Raw genomic sequence first — 21751 nt, 5'->3', positions numbered from 1 at the left:
AACTGCATAAGATTGCTTTGGTGTAGGAACTTGAGCATCTCACAATTTGCCCCGCCCAAGCTATTCTTGTCTCACATAAGACTCTCGATAAACTAATCGTTTCAGGACTTTTCTACATCACTAAGCCTTCGATGGCAAAGAAGGATTACCGAAAATCTGGCAAATTAAGCAGTGATGACTATCATTCACACGAGCTTGATACTCATCGTGATCAAATCGTCCTAGAAGATTGATATGTCGAGAACACATTGTTTTGGGATTCGGTGACTCACAGACTGCCCATCTCAACGCTCTCGCGAGTTTTTCACACTCATGTCGCAGCCTTCCTTTTAACTGTGAAGCAGGAATGACAAGCTGATTTTGAGCATTCCGAATGATGGGCTTATCTGCAAGTGATCCGGTTGAGCCGCCTGCTCCAACACATAGAGCAGTATCAATCACAGCCTTTAAGCGGAATGATTCAACAGAGTTCTGGAGGGATTGTAATTGCACCATTACTTTTCTCCTTGACGATTTGAGAGGGCAGGGGATTCTTGACTCACTTCAGAAACGAATGGGTAGAGATCAACCAGTTCACGCCAGATAGTCTCATAAGTGGAAGGCTGACCTTTCTCACCTCGTTTTGCCAGCATCCACGGGGCTAGATTCCCTTGATTGCTGCAATCTTCAGGCTTACACCAGGCTTCCTCAAAATTGTGCTTCAATTCAGCTTGTCCCTGTGTGAGACGAACTCGAAAATATCGATAGTTGAGAATTGCAGTGCGTTTGCCGCGTTCTAGTAAGCTTCGTAGTTGATAGAGTTGCGATCGCGGAAATTTCGCTTCTTTCAAGGCTCGGACTGTTGCAATTAATCCATCAATCTCATGGAGTGTGTAAGGAGCCGCAAAGAGCTTCAGAGTCGGCTGTTTATCCTGTTCTTTGGTTAAACCTTGATTCCGAAATTCGCTGATGTTTGACGAGATCATTGTGACTGCTTTCATCACTAAGAAATCGATCGTTCCACTGTAGTAATGATGCTTTTGCTTCAAGTCTTTGGCGCGTTTCTTAGCAGATTTGAGCAATTGACCGACTAACTGATCCGCATAGTAAATTGGCGTATCTTCAGCAGTAATCAAAACCCCCATTGACATACTCAATTCGCATTTAGAAACAGGCGCAGATTCAGGACGATAACGATGTGCATCAGGACTTGTTTTTGAGCATGGATACTTGTCTGCTAGTTGCTTCTCAAACTCTTCAGCGATCGTCTTTGCGATTTCCAATGCTCGATCTGCGGGGACAACGAGCAAGACATCATCACCGCCGATCGTAATAATCTCAAAGGGATGAATGAAATCTGCTTTCTTTCGAGTCGATTGCGGGTCAGGTTTGTAAAAATGCGGATGCAGATGATTTGCTAATGCAATATAAACTGACTGCTGTGTTGCCTCAAAAATGCTTTCACTGAAGCTCTGATAGGCTTGAGGGGTTTTAATTCGACGGCGGATATATCCACCCATATTGTTGCCATCAGCATAGATATAAGCCACGAATCCCTTACTTGAGTCTCCAATTTCTCGCAGCGATCGCGCTTCAGTTGCAGTGGGATTTGAATCAAAGTACTTCGATTTGAGCGTTGAATGCTGGTCTAAGAATTTCTCAAACTGTGTCACCCAGCTTTCGATCTTCCCAGATTGCCAGGTTACAGATGGATTCTCGCGTCTTAGGTCTTTCCACCAGGAAATCAAAGCATCATCTCGTTTAGTAATCTGCCCCATTAGGCGCTTTCGAGCAATGGGTTCTGAGAGCCAAGGTGTATCCGGCAAGCTTTGAGCGCGAAAGATTGCAGAGCGGTGCTCTCCTTCATCTCGCTGCGCGTAAGGATGAGTTTCATAGATCGGTGGATAAGCTCGACTGGGACGATCCGAAGACTGGTTTCCATTCCGTCTTTGAGTAAATTGCTCTGCTAACCCACCCACTAGCTCACTAAAGTTTTTGCGGCTTTTGAATTTCTCTTCTGCACTATCAATGTCAGGCTGATCGAAATAAGCCTTTACTAATGGATGCTCTTTTTGAGCTAAATACTGTTCTCGCCAGAATGTTGTTTCAATCGGATTCAGCTTCCCAAGTCTCAACTCCAGTGGTTTAAATTTCTCACCGACTGCACAAGAGTTTGCAGTGAGGGTTTCATGGGTATAGCGTTTCTCGATCGCGTTTGCTAAGTCTTGCACAAATGCCGCAGGACAGAGTGCAAGAATGTTGCCGCCTGTCGAATAGATGATGAGTTCGGGGATTAGAGCCTGGGCTAGACCTGGAAAGCTTTCTTCGAGCCACTGATCCCGAACATTTTGACAGAATGCTGAATCTGCCTTGCACTGTGGAAAGCGATCGTCGTTTTCTCCCCCGAAGAATGCGGGCAGATCGACTAAATTAATGCGATCGAGCAAGGCAGATGCGCCACGAATGTCAGGGAGCTTTGCTGCTTCAAACACATATTGCTTAATCTTCGTTGCACCGCCATAAACTAAGCCAATCTCCGAGTTCCAAAGCAGAGGATGAGTCTGGGTAAGGGATTTCAGTTCTTCTACAGTTTTTGGAAAAGGAAAGTCATCTTTCAGAAGTTGATGCGCTTCTTGAACGATTGCGGCAAGTTCTACGGGAGGATTTGCCTGCCGAATTTGTTGTAGTGTGGCTTGATTGTGCTGAGGAGTCCGTTGATCTCCCCAAGCGAGACACCAAGCGATCGCGCTAGACAAGCGTTGTTGAGTTAAATCTTTCATTGCGGGGGCAAACCACAGAAGCAAACAAGTTGTTCACAAACCTCTCCGTTATACACTCTAAATTTTCGATTGGTGAATTCTCGGAATCGATTTATACATTTGTAAGAAATCTGCTCAACATAAATTTGCATTTAGTGAAAAAGCTACAAACTTCGCAGTTATTAGAAAAGCGCGATCATTTCTTCATCCCGTCTGCTACGTAGGCAGCATCGATCGCAGTGCCCAAAAATGAGATCAAGAAATTCGCAGAGACTAAGTGAGCAGGTTTCGATCGCTTTTTTCGGATGCAGGGAAACTGTCCAGCTACGTAAACAATCAGAATGTGATTTTTAATCTGTGGAATGACGGCATTTAGATGAGTCTCGACTTGCTCATCGGTCAATGCCTCTGCGTTTGAATAGTGAACTAAGTCTAGAATTACGATGTCGCCTGTAAATTCGTCTAGGGTGCTGGTTAAGATTGTCTGAAAGCCGCGAGACTCTAGCATCTTGAATCCTTCTGGCGGGAACTGATTGAGTGAGTGAGGAACGTAATAATTGACGATCGTTTTCTCAATGACAATTTCTCGTTCTAAAAGTCTCTCAAGATATTGTGTGCGACGACGCAAAGTGCTTAGTTCTTGTTGGACTCGGCGCTGGACAATTTGATCGATTTCAGTAAGAGACTGCTGGACTTTCGCTTCTGACTTTGCGATCGCTAAACTGACTCGTTCTTCTGTGCGCTCTTTGATTTTACGATCGAGGCTATTGAGAATGACTGGAGTTGCGATCGCGGCGACGGCAACTGCAAGCGTTAACACAGCGACTAAGACACCAATTCCAGTAATGAGAGTGTTTACAGTACTCACAAAACTGTTAAAGCTATTGACCAGTTTTTCGTCCGGAGAGGTTGCAACTTGAAGGAGTGTAAAAGCGCCAGATCGCATCGTTCGGTCATTCTAGAGAAGAACATAAACCAATATAGAGGCAATGGGTGAGAATCGCTGAAAATCGTCGATGCCATTTGTCTATACGGAAAATATTTAATTGTCTTAGATCAGGTTCTAATTTCTGCGCGAACCGAGTTTTGACAATTTTGAGTCGAGAGCGATCGATGTTGTTTCCGTCCCCTTGCGGGGAAGTGGCAATGAATCTACTGTTGAAATTACCTTGAGTGGTTTCGGTTGGTTCTGGTTTCCGTCCCCTTGCGGGGAAGTGGCAATGAATCTCCTTACTGCCGCAATGTGCGATTACGTCGAGCAGTGGCAGGTTTCCGTCCCCTTGCGGGGAAGTGGCAATGAATCTTCAGCCGATGAGCGGAGTTGAATCACACATCTTTGTTTCCGTCCCCTTGCGGGGAAGTGGCAATGAATCTTTCTATTTGCGTGGGGGTGCTTTCTCAGACTCAACTGTTTCCGTCCCCTTGCGGGGAAGTGGCAATGAATCATGAGTTCTGTGTTTGATCCTCAAAACGGAATGTTTGTTTCCGTCCCCTTGCGGGGAAGTGGCAATGAATCAAAGGATGCGCTCATCACGCCTCAAACTATCGCGTTTCCAAGATTGTTTCCGTCCCCTTGCGAGGAAGTGGCAATGAATCCATGAACATCCAGAGCAACCGCGACGCTGGACAGATTACGCGTTTCCGTCCCCTTGCGGGGAAGTGGCAATGAATCACGAACAAACTGAGTAGTACGGATTGCGTCATCAATCGCGTTTCCGTCCCCTTGCGGGGAAGTGGCAATGAATCCCATTAGAAACGCCCAACTCATACCACAAACCTGTGATTGTTTCCGTCCCCTTGCGGGGAAGTGGCAATGAATCCTGAAACCGAAGTGCGATGCTGGAACGATCCAAACGTTTCCGTCCCCTTGCGGGGAAGTGGCAATGAATCGGTAGCGGGGATGAGATTGCTAGGCAGAAGAGATTGTTGTTTCCGTCCCCTTGCGGGGAAGTGGCAATGAATCCATCGAAGCGATAGAGCGCGGGACTTATCCGGTTCCCCAACGTTTCCGTCCCCTTGCGGGGAAGTGGCAATGAATCATTCAGGACACTTTGATTCTCAAGGTAGGTGGGTGGAGAGTTTCCGTCCCCTTGCGGGGAAGTGGCAATGAATCATGGATCAAGAGGCTACCGAGTCAGAGCAGGCAGAACGTTTCCGTCCCCTTGCGGGGAAGTGGCAATGAATCCATCGAAAGAAACACAAACGGAGAAAGACAAATGACTACGTTTCCGTCCCCTTGCGGGGAAGTGGCAATGAATCGAGATACATTGATCATAAAGATTCTCAGTAGCGTTGTTGTTTCCGTCCCCTTGCGGGGAAGTGGCAATGAATCGAGATGAAGTCATTTCGGTATCTGAGCCCTTTGAGTACGAGTTTCCGTCCCCTTGCGGGGAAGTGGCAATGAATCAATAGCCTGAACTACCTGATTTACGCGAGAGATTGGGTTTCCGTCCCCTTGCGGGGAAGTGGCAATGAATCCTGGACTTTGGAGATACTGATTTAACCACAGATCCTCAGGTTTCCGTCCCCTTGCGGGGAAGTGGCAATGAATCTGTCTGGCTGGACTCACTTTACTGAGGTAGTGTATTTCAACTGTTTCCGTCCCCTTGCGGGGAAGTGGCAATGAATCCAGACATGCAACTCGCAATCCTGAACACATCAATCATGTTTCCGTCCCCTTGCGGGGAAGTGGCAATGAATCCCGAGATACGATTTGGATGCAACTTTATGGCGCTACTGTTTCCGTCCCCTTGCGGGGAAGTGGCAATGAATCTACAGCCTACACTACTTATGGTGTTGCCATAACTGTTCGTTTCCGTCCCCTTGCGGGGAAGTGGCAATGAATCCTAAGGCTGTGGTTGGATACGAGTACTGGACTGATGACAAGTTTCCGTCCCCTTGCGGGGAAGTGGCAATGAATCTCTAAAACCAGTCTGAACTTAAGGTATTGGAAAGTGTATTCTCCAGTTTCCGTCCCCTTGCGGGGAAGTGGCAATGAATCGCCATTTAGACAGCGACTTTATGAAGCACGAGACTTCAAGTTTCCGTCCCCTTGCGGGGAAGTGGCAATGAATCTTGGAATTGTCGAGTCGTTTACAAGCTATTGACTCTGGATTGTTTCCGTCCCCTTGCGGGGAAGTGGCAATGAATCACTTCTCGCAGATGCAAGCGGCGTTCGACACGATGCGCTCAGTTTCCGTCCCCTTGCGGGGAAGTGGCAATGAATCTTTGCAACGCCTTTTCAAGTAAGTCAATTTGTTGTGCGTTTCCGTCCCCTTGCGGGGAAGTGGCAATGAATCAAAGAAGCGAAGTCAAAACTCGACGAAGCATCGAAGCGGTTTCCGTCCCCTTGCGGGGAAGTGGCAATGAATCAGAGCTTACTACGCTGGCGCGAGAGATTTCTAGAGCGCATGTTTCCGTCCCCTTGCGGGGAAGTGGCAATGAATCCATCTTCTTTTGTCAGGTATCGATTAGCCTGGATGGTTTCCGTCCCCTTGCGGGGAAGTGGCAATGAATCGCTTGCAAGCGCACAATTCCTTACCGAAAACGCTGTGGTTTCCGTCCCCTTGCGGGGAAGTGGCAATGAATCTCTTTCCCGTCAACAATTAGAAATTCTTGGAGGATTAGTTTCCGTCCCCTTGCGGGGAAGTGGCAATGAATCGCGATCGCATCTCCAAATCAATGCCAGTCCTCGGCAGCGTTTCCGTCCCCTTGCGGGGAAGTGGCAATGAATCGGTAATTCGGAAGGGTCATCTATCTATCGCTCGAGTTTCCGTCCCCTTGCGGGGAAGTGGCAATGAATCAATCCAATCGACGTGGCACACCTTAACCCATCTAGCCGGTTTCCGTCCCCTTGCGGGGAAGTGGCAATGAATCTTCTCTAGCCGACGAGTCAAATCCTAAAGCTGCCTCTAACGCGTTTCCGTCCCCTTGCGGGGAAGTGGCAATGAATCTTGTATGACCGAGTTGAGTCGTTTCCTTCCTATAGGGATGCGTGTTTCCGTCCCCTTGCGGGGAAGTGGCAATGAATCTTCATTATGCTTTTCCCACAAGGTAATGCGTTCTTGTTTCCGTCCCCTTGCGGGGAAGTGGCAATGAATCATTCCGTGGTATGATGTAGAAGTAATTTATGATGGGGGTTTCCGTCCCCTTGCGGGGAAGTGGCAATGAATCGCTCCCGTCCTTCCTCGGTGTTCTCAAAAGATACCTTGTTTCCGTCCCCTTGCGGGGAAGTGGCAATGAATCGAGATGTAAACTTTATCTTTTTGCCTCGTGTTCCGAAGAGTTTCCGTCCCCTTGCGGGGAAGTGGCAATGAATCCGTACCCGATTCAATGTACTCAGCATAAGCAGCAGTGTTGTTTCCGTCCCCTTGCGGGGAAGTGGCAATGAATCTTTTTTCATGCAATGCCTAGTCCGAATCGTTTAGCTGTTTCCGTCCCCTTGCGGGGAAGTGGCAATGAATCATAAATATCAATCGCAGTTCAAAACAACTCAAGAGTTTCCGTCCCCTTGCGGGGAAGTGGCAATGAATCAGGTCTAGCACTGCGGACTTTAAGGGGAAATTAATCGTTTCCGTCCCCTTGCGGGGAAGTGGCAATGAATCTTGGAAAACTCGGTCAGCTTGACCGTTTTATTAACGAAAAGTTTCCGTCCCCTTGCGGGGAAGTGGCAATGAATCCAGATTCAAAATGACGAGAACCGTCAGCAGTTAGCAAACAGTTTCCGTCCCCTTGCGGGGAAGTGGCAATGAATCTGTATTATAAGTGATTCAGTTGAGTGGAGTTTAGACATGGGTTTCCGTCCCCTTGCGGGGAAGTGGCAATGAATCCCGTTGATAAAGCTTCTGCCTCGATTAAGGGATTACAGGATGTTTCCGTCCCCTTGCGGGGAAGTGGCAATGAATCAACTGATAATGCGGAACGCAGATTAAAACGTCTTCCCATCGTTTCCGTCCCCTTGCGGGGAAGTGGCAATGAATCATTCTTTTGAGTGGCGAAAAAGAGCGAGTGGTTGAGCTTGAATGTTTCCGTCCCCTTGCGGGGAAGTGGCAATGAATCTCCTGAAAACACGCCGTTTGCTAATCGAGCGATCGTAAGGTTTCCGTCCCCTTGCGGGGAAGTGGCAATGAATCAGGGATATTCATTTCCTCGAATACTTTGACGTTTTCACGTGGTTTCCGTCCCCTTGCGGGGAAGTGGCAATGAATCCCTTCTCTCAGAAACCTATACGAGAAGGGGCTTTACGGGATCAAATCGACGCATCGCGAATCAACTTAATCCCGTAAAGCAGAATTCTTGAACTCAACTCAAGCAATACAGCCTAAAACACTTGTTTCAAGCCGCATCGACGGACTTCAACGAAACTATTGAGTTGTCTAGGTGCAGTTCGATTGCGTCGATCGCGCATTTCTAGAAAATCATAACAGAGTTTCTCGCAACTAAACGCTAAATTATGTACACACTTGGAGGCGCACCCGGCAAGGGACTCCCGATCGTCAAAGTCTTCGGCAAAGCATCCGACGGAATCCAATAAAACCGCACATTATCCTCCTTCGCTTTGACTCGACGCTTCACCTGCTCAAACAATTTCTTCACCTCCGGCAACGGCAAAAAACACTCAAAAACGCTCTCCTGTACCCGTCGCCCATAGCCCTCCAAAAAATGAGCTAACTTAGTTCGCCGCTTATCATCCGCAACATCATACACAACCAAAAGCAACATCAGACTGCCCTCAGAAATGGAACATAAGCCTCTGCATTCATCACACAGCGTTGATACTGGCGAATCTGAAGCTGAATTGCATAACGATAAGACACCCGATCCTGAACACTCGGATGCGACACTTGAGTTTCCATCCGCGCCTCAAACTGCTTCAAAAACAATCGTCGCGCCGAATTAGTCAGATAGACACCTCCCTCCGAATCAGGAGCTTGAAAATCATCAGGTTTCATGATGCGACGATTCACCAAAGTCATCACCAAACTATCCACGATCGCAGAACGAAACTCCTCCATCAAATCAAATGCAAGATGCGGCTCCGATCGATCGCTGCGATGCAAATTTCCCAAATAAGGATGCAGCCCTTCTGTCAAAATCAAACTCAACACATTGTTAAACAGCAACGTATAGCCAAAACTCAACATCGAATTCACGGGATCAGTCGGTGGACGACGGTTGCGACCCTGAAACCGAAATTCAGAACTCGTAATCAGCGCCCCAAATGCTGAAAAATACCGACTCGCAGCAATTCCCTCATACCCTCGCAAAGACTCTAGATTGTCCACTTTTGCGATCGCATTCAAATCCTGATTCAATCCTGCGATCGCAGTTGTCACAGCTTCCAGCTTGCGCTTACGATTCAACCGGAGCAGAAATTGTTTGGAATTGAGCAATTTACCCCGCACAATCGATCGAGCCATTTCTAGTTGAAATTCAGCATTTTGGTACTGGCTAAACTGAGCAATTTCAGAAGTAAAACGGGTCTGTTCAGCACTCCAGAGATGTCCCTTGTACCGTCCAGTTTGAGTCAGAAACATCACAGGCACATGAGACTCTAAACAGCTTGAAATAGCAGAGGTTGTCAGATGAATATTGCCAAAGACTAACAATCGATCGACTTCTCGGATTGGAACTGAGATCGGTGCTTGCTCAGATTTCTCAGTCGGTTGAATGATGAATTGAGATTGTTCTTTGCGAACCGTTGTTCCTTGCTGAACCAGATAAAGCGTAGACATAGATGACGATTTTGAATCGGAACGCTTTCAGACTTCCCAAAAATTCCAGAGTCTATTTCCGTCAAACTACTTGGAAGTACATTTGCGCCCCCGCGAAATTAACCATCGCCATTTAGTGTGTTATGACGTGATTCATGACAGACGGCGCAACCGAGTTTCTAATCTACTGGAAGGGTATAGGTTAAGGAATTTCCAAATGCGATTTCTCGGAATCGGAAGCAGGCGAAGAAAAAGTAGGGCAACTACGTATCAGATGGAGGATGCCAGCCAAACTCGATCCAAATTGCTCTGGCTTCAACTACATTGTCATTGTTGAGGCGAAGTGCAATCGTGGTTGCTCTACCCGTTGGTGTTACTCCGATCAGATGAGTCCCGCCATTTCTCCAAACAAAGTGATCTGTCCAAGATTGAGTTCTTGGATTGAATAGCGGTACTAGCTGCTTTGTTTCGGGGTCGATCGCGTCAGTTTTTGCCCCTTTGAATTCGTTGCAGCGGTAGCAGGATGCAGCTAAATTACTGCGATTATCGCTACCGCCCAACGACTTTGGCAAAATGTGTTCCATCACTAATGGTGTTCCGGTTAAGCGCGATGAGGTTTTGCAGTATTCGCAGTAGTATTTCGACTCCTCAATGATTTGCTGGCGCAATTTGTCTGAAATACTCATTGTGGCAAGGGCAGTTCTTTTAGGGCTGGAATGGCTTGACCACGCCAACGAAGAAGCGACCAGGCATAGGCTTTGCGGAGCATGAGGGAGTCGGCTGTTTGTCGAAGTGTAGAGAGTTCTTGTCGTTCTTCAGGGGTAAGTGTGGTGGCTGCGTTCTTTTCGAGAAGTTCGGTGTGGCGATCGTATTGGCTCGAATCGGTCTGAGCTTGAGCAATCGCGGTCAAATCTTCAGTACTGAGCGTTTGCATCCTCAGCAGTTCGGGCTGTACCTCTGGGGCAGCGCTATCAGGAGAGGGAGGCAAATTACTCATGACGCTTTGTGCGATGAGGGCTTCGATGGGTTGATGAGTGGCTTCAGCGATTCGGGCGAATTGCCGAAAGATGGGTTCTGGGAGTTCGATCGTAATTTGCTGTACTGTCATAAGTCGCGCCAATCCTCTCGCTTAGGTCAATTCTAACTTCTCAATCTACTGAGAGACGCAACATACTGTCGCAATTTGGCTCAGAAAAATTTCTGAATCCCTGTGTAGGCGACTTTTTCTGGTTGTGTCGAGGTTTGACTGACCATTTGGGTTTTTCAAGGACGATAAACCATACTCCCATTTTTTCCTAAACCAACCGTTCCAAATTTTCTTCGCCCTATTCACACTCCGTCTGCTCCAAAATCTTCCATTTCCTAATCCTTCCATCCTCATACTTGTCCGAAATCTCTACCCGCACACAATTCCCAACCTCTAATCGCTCCGACCACTTCGGTTCCTTCTGCGTAGACGGCAACCCCTTCGCAAACTCGATCGTCAATTTATTCCCCTTCTTCGCCGACACTCGTGCTACTACAATCTGTCCGATCGCAAATTCCATCTCCGCCACGATCGCACTAATTTCCGCTTCCCGCTGCGATCTCTGACTTACAACTTCTGAAGATTTTGCTTTTTTCGGACGAGGTGCAGCAGTCGTCGTAATCTGACGATCATCGCGGTCGCACTCCCCCATCACCTGAAATGGAGTAGGCAATACTGGGCGCTCCTTATATTCATTCGTAGGCTCGATCGTCATATATCGAGTCTGCTCGGCAGCAGGAAACTTCGACCAACTCAACATCGATAACAGCATTTTGATCCTAGGCACTTCTCGCAAAAACTGTACTTTGCCTGTTACTGGGTGATCCGTTTCGGCAATTCGCTCCAAAACATACTGTTCAAATTGACGATCGCACTCTTTACATTTCTCAGCATCAGACTTCTCAGCAGTCTGCCAATTGTCCTGATCAAATAGCGATCGATATCGGATTTGTCGATCGCTAAACCGAACCTCATGAGTGATCTTGATTGCTCCCATCCCCAGGGGCTTGCCCATTCCTAGCGACAACCGATAGTCCTGGTCTGCTGCAACATTGAGTATCCATAAAATTGCACCCAATTCAACCTTACTTAGATTCTCAAAGTGAATTGCAAAGTTAAAGCTTTGTTTTGGTGCAATGGGATGAATCATTGTCTTCTGAGAATCTGAAACATCGCAGTCCTCAGCTAACTCAATAGCAGGATCGATCCCTTGATGCCAGTACAGCTTATGCCCCCGAATTACAGTTTGCTCGCTCGGTTGACTGGCATAGTGTTTCAGATCTTTTTTCTTAGCACTGTTATCCTTCTGAACGAGATAGTGCTGAAACGTCGTTGGCTTTGGACTACTGAGCGTTTTTGGAATCATCGGCAGATCACCGAACTGTGCGCTTTCCCAATCCTGTTGACAAATTGCATCCTCTACAAAAATCCTTCCAGCACAAGCCTGAAGGTTATCTTCCTGCTTAGTACTTCGGACAAATCCAAAAATTGCATCTGTAAGATCAACATCACTAGCTTCTCGCAGCGACTCAGGTATGAAATCAATTACTGAACTAACGCGATTCTGATCAGGAACAACATAGGGAAGACGAAAATTTGGGTTATGTCCAAATCGCGTCACCTTCGCGTCTGCTTCAGGATGAATGTAAAAAATAGGGCGGTTCTCAATCAGTACACCCATCTTTTCATCGAAAGGAGGTTGCTTCTGAAACTCACTCAATGCTTCTCGGTAAGCTCGAATTGCATCAGCATCAATTTCTATAAGAGTTGCTTTCTGATTCGGAGCAGAGATAACACAATGAGATTTACGATTTGGTTCAGAAGTATCTTCGTCCTGCCGCATATTGCCGCTTGTGACCAACATCCCTTTCTGTCTGTAGCGATCGCAGTTATCACTCACTTTTTTCACAAAACATCGATAGTTCTTGATGTCGGTTCCTTCAAAACTTACTGAGATATACTGCGGCAAATAATTCTTATCTTTTAGCGGAATTAAACAATGCACTGAGGCTCGAATTTCTGCTTCTTTTGCCCAAATAAATGAAACACTATCGATCGTCAAAGCTGGGCGAATAAACCAGCGTCCATCTTTCTGCTCCAGATATCCAGCTTTCACTTTCTTGGGAATATGCTTGTTATACTCTGCTTTTAGTGGATCATCTCCCATTGCAGCAACAGCACGAAAGAAAAAACGAGATTGATCTGAGACTTGCGTAATCTTGCTAAAACTCGCAATTTCAATGAACGATCGCAACATTCCGCGCAGACTACTTCCCGGAATCGTGGGGCGTAAATTGGCTGGATTACTAAAGAACGCTGCTCGTCGAATGCGCTGTTCATCTGTCTGCTTCTCATAAGACACATCTCCAATCTCAGCATAATCTTTCGGTATAAATCCACAACGAATATACAAAGGAGATTCCGTGGTAAGTTGACAGTCGATTCGACCTGTATGGCGACTTGAATCGTATTGATTATTCGGCTCAAGTGGCTCGGCTAAAACAATCTGTTCGGGAAGCTCTACAAAGTTATAGGGCGCTTTGGCTGAACGACTTGCAGGGATATTTCTCGCTTGTTTAGGCAGCATACAAAAATTCCTATTTAGAAAGAAGGGTAACAAGACGGCTGAGATGAATTCGAGCAATCCCCGATTTGTTGTAGTGAATGTAGTGGTGAATGAGAAGACGAACCGGGCGATGATTAGAATTGAAAGCTAGATTGGTTAACGGTACAGCATGAGACAGCCCTTGCTGACCATCTCGCAGCTTTGTAAATCCGCCCTTCTCTTCGCCTTGCGTCCCCCACAGAATCTGTTCCTCTGGAATATATTCAGCCGATGGATTACCTGAAATGAATCGCGATCGCAGTTCCATCCCATCCCGCCACAGCAGCACCTCGCCCGCCTCTCCAAAAATTCGGCACTGCTGAAGCGTTGATCGTCGAAGCTGCGGAAATTCAGGAAATTCTTGATGCGCGATCGCCAAGCCCAAATCAGAGAAATAGCCCCAGATCACACCATCTTCCGCATGAGCAAGCAGGTATTTAAGTTGATGTTCTTTTGCGTGTTGCTCCAACCAACTTTGCAGCGTTTGATCCGTTTGAATCTGTTGAGTGTCTAATTTCTCAATCATGCAGCTACCTCACCGACGAATGCCGTCACAAACTGTTCGAGTGTCCTTGCGTCTTCGATTGCTAGAGTTTGCCCCTGCTGTTGAATACTCCATGTTCTAGGAAGGTTTCCTTGCGATCGCACCATCAGCGTTGCGCTCTGACCTTGAAGCCTACCGCGCCCAATACTTCGCGCTCCACCAATGGTCAAATCACCCGTCCAAAGATCTTTGAGTAACAGTAAGAGCAATCCGATTTCTCGATCTTTCGGACAGCGCAGTTCAATTTGGAGACGGATAAAAGTTTCATCAGTGCCAAACAACGGTTGTTCATCAAACAAAGCACCCTGAAGCGTCCCTCCAGTAAATCGGTCGATCGCAATACGGCTTTGAACTAAATCAGCAGTTTTTCCTTCAATCAGACTTTCATGAATCAACAGCCTGCTACTTTCAGCATTTTTGTTGTTTTCGTCCACAAAGCCAAATAAGCTACTTAGCATTTCATCGGACTGTTGCAAGGTTCTTAGAATCCGCTCGGCTCGATGCCGTAGCACTCCTGCTAGACTTGTTCCAGATAAGACGGGTTTAAGTTCTCCGGCTCGAAACGATTTTAGATGCACAGCATCTGGGGCACGTTCAGAGGAGTATGCTTCTGAACGGATCAGTAATGGACTAGCAAGGCGGAAGACTGCATCAACACAACAGCGATCGCGTTGATCAACGTGATCGAGTTTAATCTCTAATCCTGTTTCAATTGAGGAATAAATTGGAGCTTCAGCCTGATCCCGATTCGCGTGATCAAACATCAGCCACGCCATACGATCGCTTGCATTGCGAAGATCAAATTTCCAGACTTGCCATTGATTTACTCGACATCGCCCAAAGCCTCGTCGTTTCTTCATCCCAATGCCAATTTCACCCTGTTCTAATCCTCGGAGTGCAAGTGCGATCGCGCTGAGTAGTCGCTGCTCATTTCCTGCCTCAATCAGTAACTCAAAATTTAACGGGAATTCTGTTCCTGCGGCTAATAGCTCTAGATCGTATTTTGCTTGATGCTTTGCTATTCCCTCAGCATCAATCTTGACTCCATCTCGAAGCTCGATCGCTGGAACATTGCGACTAATCGAATCATCTACAATCAATGGACTTTGTTCCCCGTCATCATCACTTCGCATTCCGCCAAATAGAGCAGTTGCGAATGAAGTATTACTCTCTGCTGCGTTGTAGTTAAACTCATATTCGCGCAGGTAATTCCGCAATGCACCAGCGATTGAAGCTCCAGTTAAAAGTGCGCGATCGCTAATACTATCTCGTAGCAATGCTAGGTCTGTTAAACTCTCTGCATCACCACTGCCTAAGCAAGTCGGAGTTTCTAGAACCAAAACGCCGCGCACAATAATTCGTTTAACGATGGCGCGTTGATGTCGTTCTTTTCTGAATGCAATTTCTGCCGATTGAATCACTGACTTTTCTCCTTTCTCATTTTCTTAGCGACTGCAATGATTAACCGCAGGGTATATTCTCTTGCAAGCTCATCACTCAGTTCTAACGACTCACCTGCGATCGTCACTGAGGGTAGATTGGTAATCCAACCCTTCGGCTGATTCAACCACTCTAAGATCTGCCGATCCAGAGATTGATTGCTGTTTACTTTAGTTCGTTCAAACTTCCCTCTTGCATTAGAAGGTAAATTTTCTAGAAGCGATTGAACGAGGTCTGACTGATTCTCGTTCTGTAACGCCTGTCTTGCTAAAATCATTAATCGAGAAAGTTGACTATTTGTGATTGCGACTTCCTCCGCCCTGAACTTTTCAACTCGGTCTTCAAGCAGGCGTTCCATTTTCTGTCTTAACAGGCGTTCAGCCATTCCTCTAGCGATTTGGCGGGACGGTTCACTTAGAGAGATAGAACCTGTCTGAATCACTTCTTCAGGCAAACTAGCTTGGAATGTAGAATGTTCTTCTAACCAGTTGATCGCAATCCGTCCAAAGCCTTCTGTTGTACGATCGCCAATACTTTGAGCTTCTAAGTCTTGAATTTGTTGAGCAGTTAACTCGATCGGCTCGCACACGAAGACACTCCCTGCTGAGAGCGCCTGTACCTGTGGAAGCGGTAATCCCCACTTTCGATTAAATCCACCCACCAAAGTACTGCGAACAAAACCTTGGATCAGTTTGAGTGGCTTTTGTAGCTTTGCTTCTAAAGAATGGATGAGAATCTGCGGATCTGCAACTGCTTGCCCCCACTGATCCCGCAGAATCATATCGCTGAGTAGTGTAATTGTAAATGCTTCTCGCCTCAATTGCTCTATCGGTTGAACACTCGTCTCAGTCCAGCGATCGTGAACTTTCACTGCTTGAATTTGGATGTGTCCATATCCTGCACTCTGAGAGCCTCCAATCCACAAATCTATTGGAGCGAGCAAGCCCTGCAAGGTATCCACATCGGCAGCTTCGCATAAGATCACTGCTTGGAAAGTTTGCCCAGCGTCGATCGCATCATAGCGAAAGATTTCACCTGACCCATCGACTGAGCGTCCTCGCTTGCGGTTGCGTAAATTGTGAATATTAATGCGTCGTTGTTCAGAGTAAAGAAACGTTTGGTTAGCATGAACCGTACAGAATGCTTTTGAGACTGATTTAAGCGCGATTTCTTCTTCTAAATCCTCAAGATCAAAACGACTGAGATCGTAAAGCTGACAGGGAACTTCAGCCGTTTTAGGTTGATTCCAACTCAGAGGAACAGGCAGCGATCGCTGTTTATCTCGACATAAATAAGCATTGAGATAGCGGGTCGTCCCATCAAAAAACAATCTTCTAACTGTTGCATCTTGAAGAATATCTTCAGGAAGATCATGCCGCTTAAGATAGCGACTGATCAACGCTCCACGTATCATACTCCCTGGAAGATAAGAGTAAGACACATCACTGTTTGGGTCGCCTTGAAAAGAAGTCGCTAAAATAGGCTGCTGAGTCTTGAGTACGATCGTAATCGCTTTCATTCGTTCGCTCCGAATTTTGCAAGATGCCTTTGAGTGATAATGTTGCCAGTGCAATCTAGTAAATGACATTGCACATGACCCCGCCCACGATTTCTCCCACTGCCTAAACGCCGTAATGCTGATGCTCCAGCAGCCAAAAGTGCGAGCATTTCGGGCGTTGGCTGTTGGTCAAAGAAGAGCAATGCTGTAAACAATAAATCTCGCAAAACGACTCGTGCTGAACGTAAACTATTGCGATCTGCAACTCCTGTTTCAGCCGCGATTGCAGTTTGCCGCCGAACAGTTGTCAAAGACTCCAAAATATCTGTAGGAGTTAGATCTGGAGAAGATTGCCGTTGTAGGGCAACGGCATTACGCAGGTCTTCAGGCAAGCAAGCATCACCAATATGGACGATCGACATTGTATGAGATGTACTTCCCGGAACTCCAAACAGTTCCGCTGCGACGCGCTCCCAGTCGTTTTGATGAGTTTGCAGCATCGCGACTAAGTTATCGCACTCCTCGCTCAACAATCCTTTGAGCGTTCGTCCTCGCAGATAGGGAAAGCCATCTGGATCGTGTTCAACTTCTTGATCAACTAGCCCTGTTACGCCATCACCGCGTCCGAAGGTCGTATCACTGAGCAGCTTAATTTGTAACTTATAGATGCTCATCAGATTGCTCCTCACAATTTGACTGAATGCCCAAGTAAAATTCCATTGCTTCGATCGCATCAAAATAGCCGCACTTCTGATTCAGCCATCCTGTCTCTGCTAAACTGTCTTCTGCATTGATAAATTCAGGTAGTTTCGGCAAGTCGTAAGCACTCAAGAACTGCTTAACTGCATCTTTACCTTGCCGCAGCACTTCCCGGAGTGCCATGACTTTATTTTTGCGATCGCGCCATTCCTCTGCCTGAAACGCACGAACAACCTGAGAAAAGCTCGACCAAGTGCGCCATTCTCTTGTGCGATCGAGTGCGATTGGTCGAACAGTCAGACTCCCTGCCTTAACCTGATACTCACGTTTCCGAATCTCTGCAATTGATCCTAGAAGACCACTGCTGGCAATATGCCAATCGAGAGCAGAAAAGCCAGTTTCACTTTCCTCACGAACATACCGCTTTGCTTGACGACAGAGCGCTTCGCTCAGGTCATAGGCTCGTGCAAATGGGTAGTGAGTTTTGACAATACAAATGCCTGCACAAGCGGTCAGAGGCTTCTCATCTGGAAGAAGTTGCTGTTCAAAGGACTCTAAGAAGTGGGCTGCAAGTTCTAGTCCTAATCGTCCATCACAAATGAAGGTCACATCATCTCCTCCATAAACTAATGGGCGAAAGGGTAAATAGTTTTCTTTTAGTGAAAATCGACCCGAACTACCAACGACTTCCCCTGCTTGAATCGATTGGGTCAGCTTTTTAATGACTGATTTCAGAGCAGTCAATCCAGCATTGTTGATGGACTGAGAAAGTTTTCGCATTTCAGTGATGTAGTCACGATTGGCTTTATCTTTTCCATAGTTCTGAAATCGATTCCCCATTCCGTTGCCATCAGCATGAACGACAGCAATGTAGCTAGATTCTTTTTCCGATCGACCCATATCATCGACATCTCTAGGGAACTCATAGTGCTGATTCGCCTCGGAGATGAGTTTTGTCAATCGATCATTCGCTCGCTCAACGGCACGAAGCTTCTCTCTCACTTCTCTCGAAATGGGATAAGTCGAATCTTTGGGAATGCCATAGCGATCGCTCATATCGATAGCAGCAAGCCGTGTCGAAAGACAATCTACTGTCACACCCAAACCGAGAAGCGGAGCGGATGGAATTTGTTGTTGCTTTTGGCGTTCTAGTTTGAGTCGCAATTCGCGTAAAATCTCAAATAGAGAATCTTCCCAGTCAAATTCTTGATGAGCTACTAAGAGCGTCAATCCAGGTGCTTCTTGCAAAACTCGCAAGGTCAAAATTTTGGTGAACTCAATTGCATATTCAAGCGTTTGAAAAAGAACGATCGCATTTCCGCCTCCTGTGTAGAGTAGCTCTGCTGCAAGGCGATCGTCTGAGTTTTCAATGTAAGGTTTGGCAACGGGATCAGAAATCTGAGCATGGACTTTAGAATTAGGCTTACCCTCTCCTTGAAGGTTTTTAGAGAGAGTACAAAGTGCTTTTTTGACCCATAAATCAGTTGCTTCAGAGACTAATTGCGAAGCACCAATGTTCTCACGTAATCGGTTACTACCAAAAATGTAAGGTTGAATGCCGCTCGTATCAATAATGGTAGCAACAAAGGAACTCATCTTACTGTGCCTCCCGATCGTTTTTGATAATCCAAGCTTCGATATGTTCTGCTAAGTTTGCTAGGTGTTGTCGTCCAAATACTGCAATTTTTGGATTTTCTAGCATAATTTCTAGTTGTGCTTTGAGATAGTCGGGTACATCAGAACAACAGACTAAAGCAACTCGCGCTTCATCTCCGCCTAGCTGTTTTGCTCTGAGATATGCCTCAAATAGTTTTTGCTTACACAATCCCTTGCTATCGTCGGTTGTGCAAGAGAGGGCGAAAAGTTGATAGCTTCTAGTGAATGCAACATCAAATTGAAACTTGTCAGCGTTGATTTGAGGATCTTTGATATGAAAATTACTAGCGCTGTCAAAGATCTTGCACTTTTCAGTTAGGGTTTGAATCTGTTGTAGCGTATATTCTTCTAGCCACTCTCCATCTAGCCACTTCCAAAGATGGGTATGTTTATCAAATTCTACTGTCTTGGCATGTTGAATCGATAGAGCATTGGAAGTTGCTGCGAAATGCTTTTGTAGGAATGTTCTCAGTTCAGGTAGCAGTGTCTCTATATCAAGTTCCGGGGCTTTTTTGAGTTTTGATTCTTCTTTAACCTTTAACGAGTTCTTAACGCGATCGCACCAAGTTCGCCAAGCTGTTGAGATCACTCGATCCAAGTGAAGTTGAGCAAGTACGCTTGCGGCTTCTGGTAATTTAGGACAAGTCGATGCAGGGTTGATTAAGGTCAACTGATGCAGATCAAAAATCTCTTCTAGCGTGAGGCAAATCGGAACTTTTTGGTGAAAGCGATCGCCATCTTTTTGATCAATACATAGTTCTAGCCGATGAGAATCGAGATAGCTGAAAATTGCATCGGGTCTGGTCTGAGTCATAGCTCGGTAGGCATGAACAGCCATAGCTTTTGTGCCACCTGTATAATTCAGTCCCACAGAGTCGCTTGAAGGAAGTTTCTCAACTGCACGTCTCACTTCCTGGTGGATGTGATAGCTATCAGATTCGTAGCCATCGATCGAGATTAATTGCGTACTAATTTCTAGCTTGTCTAAGCGATTACGAAGTCGTTTGGCTTGAGCCTCAGTATGAGAGGTATAGATTAGATAAGCAGTAGATTTAGATTCGAGTAGTGTTCTAGCCGACACATAATTTGGTAGGGGATTCTCACCTACTAATAGAAAGAGGTGTTGTACGCAATAATCCTGAAATTTTGACATGATGAGAACGAGTTGGGGCAGAGTAGCAACCCAGTTCCACACAGATTGCCTTTTACCTCTTCAAAGAAATCTCCGTATCTTCCGGGAAAGTCTACGAAATGATATACACTTTTCAAATGAATGGATAGAAAATTTCCTTAAAGAAATGGATTCAAAACCTATTTTCTCCATGACCTCCTAACATCCCTAATTTCCCCGATCGCTGAATCTGTCAGAAATTAGCCAACTCATATACAAACTTGTATCTCTCGATCGCGAACTTAGATCTGTGGTTAGATCCCTGCTTGTGAAGATGGAATTGTTCAGGAAAGCATTTTGACTTTTCATTTCAATACTCACAGAAAGCATGACTACAATCTATGTTGCTCAATCTCAGACCGAACTGAAACTTCAGTCTCGACAGCTTCAGGTCTATCATCAACAGCGATTCTGTTTTGCGGTTCCTGTCGATCGTATTCATCAAATCGTGATTTTAGGACAGCACCCCTGGACTCGAAAAGCTGCAAATTTGGCATTGTCGTTGCACATTCCGGTCGTTTATTTTGAACCGGATGGGCGCTGTGTCGAGTATGTGAATCCTGGCAATTGTGAGCCTGCAAAGTATCTGAAAGCTCAGATGCAACAGTCTCAAAATTCAGAATTCACTCGCAGTATTGCTGAAAGTCTTGTTCGCGCTAAACTTCACAACGCTCGAATTTTGCTGCTGCAATTGAGCCAAGATTTTCAGCCTGCAACCGTGCAACAGGTTCTTACCCTCCTGCAACGGCTGATTGATGGTTTGCCAATGGCTTCTTCGCTGATTGCGTTGAAGCATTATGAAGATACAGGATCGGCATTTTACCGGGCGGCATTGAGTCGATTGCTGCCGGAGGAGTTTCGATCGCACAATCGAGGACTCAACCCGATTCAACGCCTGACCAATCTCGGAACTGCTTTGCTCAGTCAGCGGATTCAAACCATTTTGCAGGCATCAGGGTTAGATCTTGAAGTTGCTAATCTGCACTTTGATGCGGTTCATCGTCCGCCATTGGTTTGTGATTTTCTGATGGAATTTCAAAGCGCGATCGTCGATCGCATCGGAATGGAACTACTTCAGAGTGGTCAGATTGTTCCCGATGATTTTGTTTGGGTAGATGGAGGCATTTTCTTGCAGCCGTCAGCTTTGGAGCGCTTTATTCAGCATTGGGATGCCATGTTATTGAGCCGAGTGCAGCATCTCTATGCAGGTGAAGTCAGCTATCACCGATGTTTAGAGGTTCAAGTGCAGGAGTATGTTGCTTGCCTGCTGGAAGACCAAGCGTTTTATCGTCCGATGTTGTTGAAACGGTAGTTGGGTTTCTCCGGTTTCTGCGAGGAGCCGGAGGATTCCGATCGATTCGGAGGCGAGGAATGTTTTATTTAGTGTGCTACGACGTGATTCACGATCGACGACGCGATCGCGTTTCCCGACTGCTCGAAGGGTATGGATTGCGAGTGCAGAAATCGGTGTTTGAGTGCGTACTAACTCCGGATCAGTATGACCTGTTAAAGAAACGGCTGAAAACAAAGCGTTACCTCAATCCGGAGGAAGATCAAATTCGGTTTTACCCGATGTCACCTCGGCATCGTCAGCTTGTGCTAATTCTGGGAGTGCAGCCGCAGCGTCAGGTGGATGATTCGGTGTTCATTGTGTAGGGGG

The 21751-nt window shown here is 46.3% G+C and carries 16 protein-coding genes and 1 CRISPR repeat array; of the genes, 2 read left to right on the top strand and 14 right to left on the bottom strand.

Annotation, left to right across the window (positions count from 1 at the left end; all coding sequences use genetic code 11):
* Window positions 1-120 precede the first annotated feature (120 nt).
* The 14 genes from ACQ4M5_RS35215 to ACQ4M5_RS35150 all read right to left on the bottom strand — a co-directional run bounded on the left by ACQ4M5_RS35215 (window position 121) and on the right by ACQ4M5_RS35150 (window position 20073).
* Complete coding sequence (locus ACQ4M5_RS35215) at window positions 121-495, bottom strand: RAMP superfamily CRISPR-associated protein (protein WP_430680453.1); 375 nt, start codon at window positions 493-495, stop codon at window positions 121-123.
* Entirely contained in the window at window positions 495-2759 is a 2265-nt protein-coding gene (cas10, locus tag ACQ4M5_RS35210; RefSeq protein WP_430680452.1) for a type III-B CRISPR-associated protein Cas10/Cmr2, read from the bottom strand. Before cas10 ends, ACQ4M5_RS35215 begins: the two co-directional genes overlap by 1 nt.
* Before the next feature lie 175 nt (window positions 2760-2934).
* Complete coding sequence (locus ACQ4M5_RS35205; RefSeq protein WP_430680451.1) at window positions 2935-3684, bottom strand: hypothetical protein; 750 nt, start codon at window positions 3682-3684, stop codon at window positions 2935-2937.
* Window positions 3685-3856: 172 nt separating this feature from the next.
* Window positions 3857-7946: a CRISPR direct-repeat array (repeat unit 35 nt; unit sequence GTTTCCGTCCCCTTGCGGGGAAGTGGCAATGAATC).
* 237 nt (window positions 7947-8183) lie between these two features.
* A complete protein-coding gene (gene cas2 / locus ACQ4M5_RS35200; protein ID WP_430680450.1) occupies window positions 8184-8459 on the bottom strand; it encodes a CRISPR-associated endonuclease Cas2 in 276 nt (91 codons plus the stop codon).
* Window positions 8459-9472, bottom strand: coding sequence for a CRISPR-associated endonuclease Cas1 (gene cas1 / locus ACQ4M5_RS35195; RefSeq protein WP_430680449.1), 1014 nt, complete (start codon window positions 9470-9472; stop codon window positions 8459-8461). Before cas1 (ACQ4M5_RS35195) ends, cas2 (ACQ4M5_RS35200) begins: the two co-directional genes overlap by 1 nt.
* 242 nt (window positions 9473-9714) lie before the next feature.
* On the bottom strand, window positions 9715-10137 hold the full coding sequence (locus ACQ4M5_RS35190) for an HNH endonuclease (RefSeq protein ID WP_430680448.1): 423 nt from the start codon (window positions 10135-10137) through the stop codon (window positions 9715-9717).
* On the bottom strand, window positions 10134-10559 hold the full coding sequence (locus tag ACQ4M5_RS35185) for a hypothetical protein (RefSeq protein WP_430680447.1): 426 nt from the start codon (window positions 10557-10559) through the stop codon (window positions 10134-10136). The genes ACQ4M5_RS35190 and ACQ4M5_RS35185 overlap by 4 nt, the downstream gene beginning before the upstream one ends.
* A gap of 217 nt (window positions 10560-10776) precedes the next feature.
* Window positions 10777-13065 (bottom strand): TIGR03986 family type III CRISPR-associated RAMP protein, encoded by a 2289-nt coding sequence (locus ACQ4M5_RS35180; protein ID WP_430680446.1) that lies wholly within the window; start codon window positions 13063-13065, stop codon window positions 10777-10779.
* Window positions 13066-13075: 10 nt separating this feature from the next.
* Window positions 13076-13609, bottom strand: a complete 534-nt coding sequence (gene csx19 / locus ACQ4M5_RS35175) for a type III-D CRISPR-associated protein Csx19 (RefSeq protein WP_430680445.1) — start codon at window positions 13607-13609, stop codon at window positions 13076-13078.
* Window positions 13606-15048, bottom strand: coding sequence for an RAMP superfamily CRISPR-associated protein (locus ACQ4M5_RS35170; RefSeq protein ID WP_430680444.1), 1443 nt, complete (start codon window positions 15046-15048; stop codon window positions 13606-13608). Before ACQ4M5_RS35170 ends, csx19 begins: the two co-directional genes overlap by 4 nt.
* Entirely contained in the window at window positions 15045-16586 is a 1542-nt protein-coding gene (locus tag ACQ4M5_RS35165) for an RAMP superfamily CRISPR-associated protein (RefSeq protein ID WP_430680443.1), read from the bottom strand. The genes ACQ4M5_RS35170 and ACQ4M5_RS35165 overlap by 4 nt, the downstream gene beginning before the upstream one ends.
* The gene (locus ACQ4M5_RS35160) at window positions 16583-17239 is read right to left on the bottom strand and encodes an RAMP superfamily CRISPR-associated protein (protein ID WP_430680442.1); all 657 of its coding nucleotides are present in this window, start codon (window positions 17237-17239) and stop codon (window positions 16583-16585) included. Before ACQ4M5_RS35160 ends, ACQ4M5_RS35165 begins: the two co-directional genes overlap by 4 nt.
* Window positions 17226-18860, bottom strand: a complete 1635-nt coding sequence (locus tag ACQ4M5_RS35155) for a Cas10/Cmr2 second palm domain-containing protein (protein ID WP_430680441.1) — start codon at window positions 18858-18860, stop codon at window positions 17226-17228. The genes ACQ4M5_RS35160 and ACQ4M5_RS35155 overlap by 14 nt, the downstream gene beginning before the upstream one ends.
* Window position 18861: 1 nt before the next feature.
* Window positions 18862-20073 (bottom strand): Card1-like endonuclease domain-containing protein, encoded by a 1212-nt coding sequence (locus tag ACQ4M5_RS35150; RefSeq protein ID WP_430680440.1) that lies wholly within the window; start codon window positions 20071-20073, stop codon window positions 18862-18864.
* A 346-nt stretch (window positions 20074-20419) separates the two neighbouring features.
* Between ACQ4M5_RS35150 and cas1 (ACQ4M5_RS35145) the strand changes: the two genes are divergently transcribed.
* Window positions 20420-21403: a CRISPR-associated endonuclease Cas1 gene (cas1, locus tag ACQ4M5_RS35145; protein ID WP_430680439.1), complete on the top strand. Its 984-nt coding sequence runs from the start codon at window positions 20420-20422 to the stop codon at window positions 21401-21403.
* 59 nt (window positions 21404-21462) lie between these two features.
* Window positions 21463-21747 carry a CRISPR-associated endonuclease Cas2 gene (gene cas2, locus ACQ4M5_RS35140; RefSeq protein ID WP_430680438.1) on the top strand — a complete coding sequence of 95 codons (285 nt, stop codon included), beginning with the start codon at window positions 21463-21465 and terminating at the stop codon, window positions 21745-21747.
* Window positions 21748-21751: the final 4 nt, after the last annotated feature.

The organism is Leptolyngbya sp. AN10 (assembly GCF_050565645.1).
Lineage (GTDB): Bacteria > Cyanobacteriota > Cyanobacteriia > Leptolyngbyales > Leptolyngbyaceae > Leptolyngbya.
This window is presented reverse-complemented; position numbering and strand designations above follow the sequence as displayed.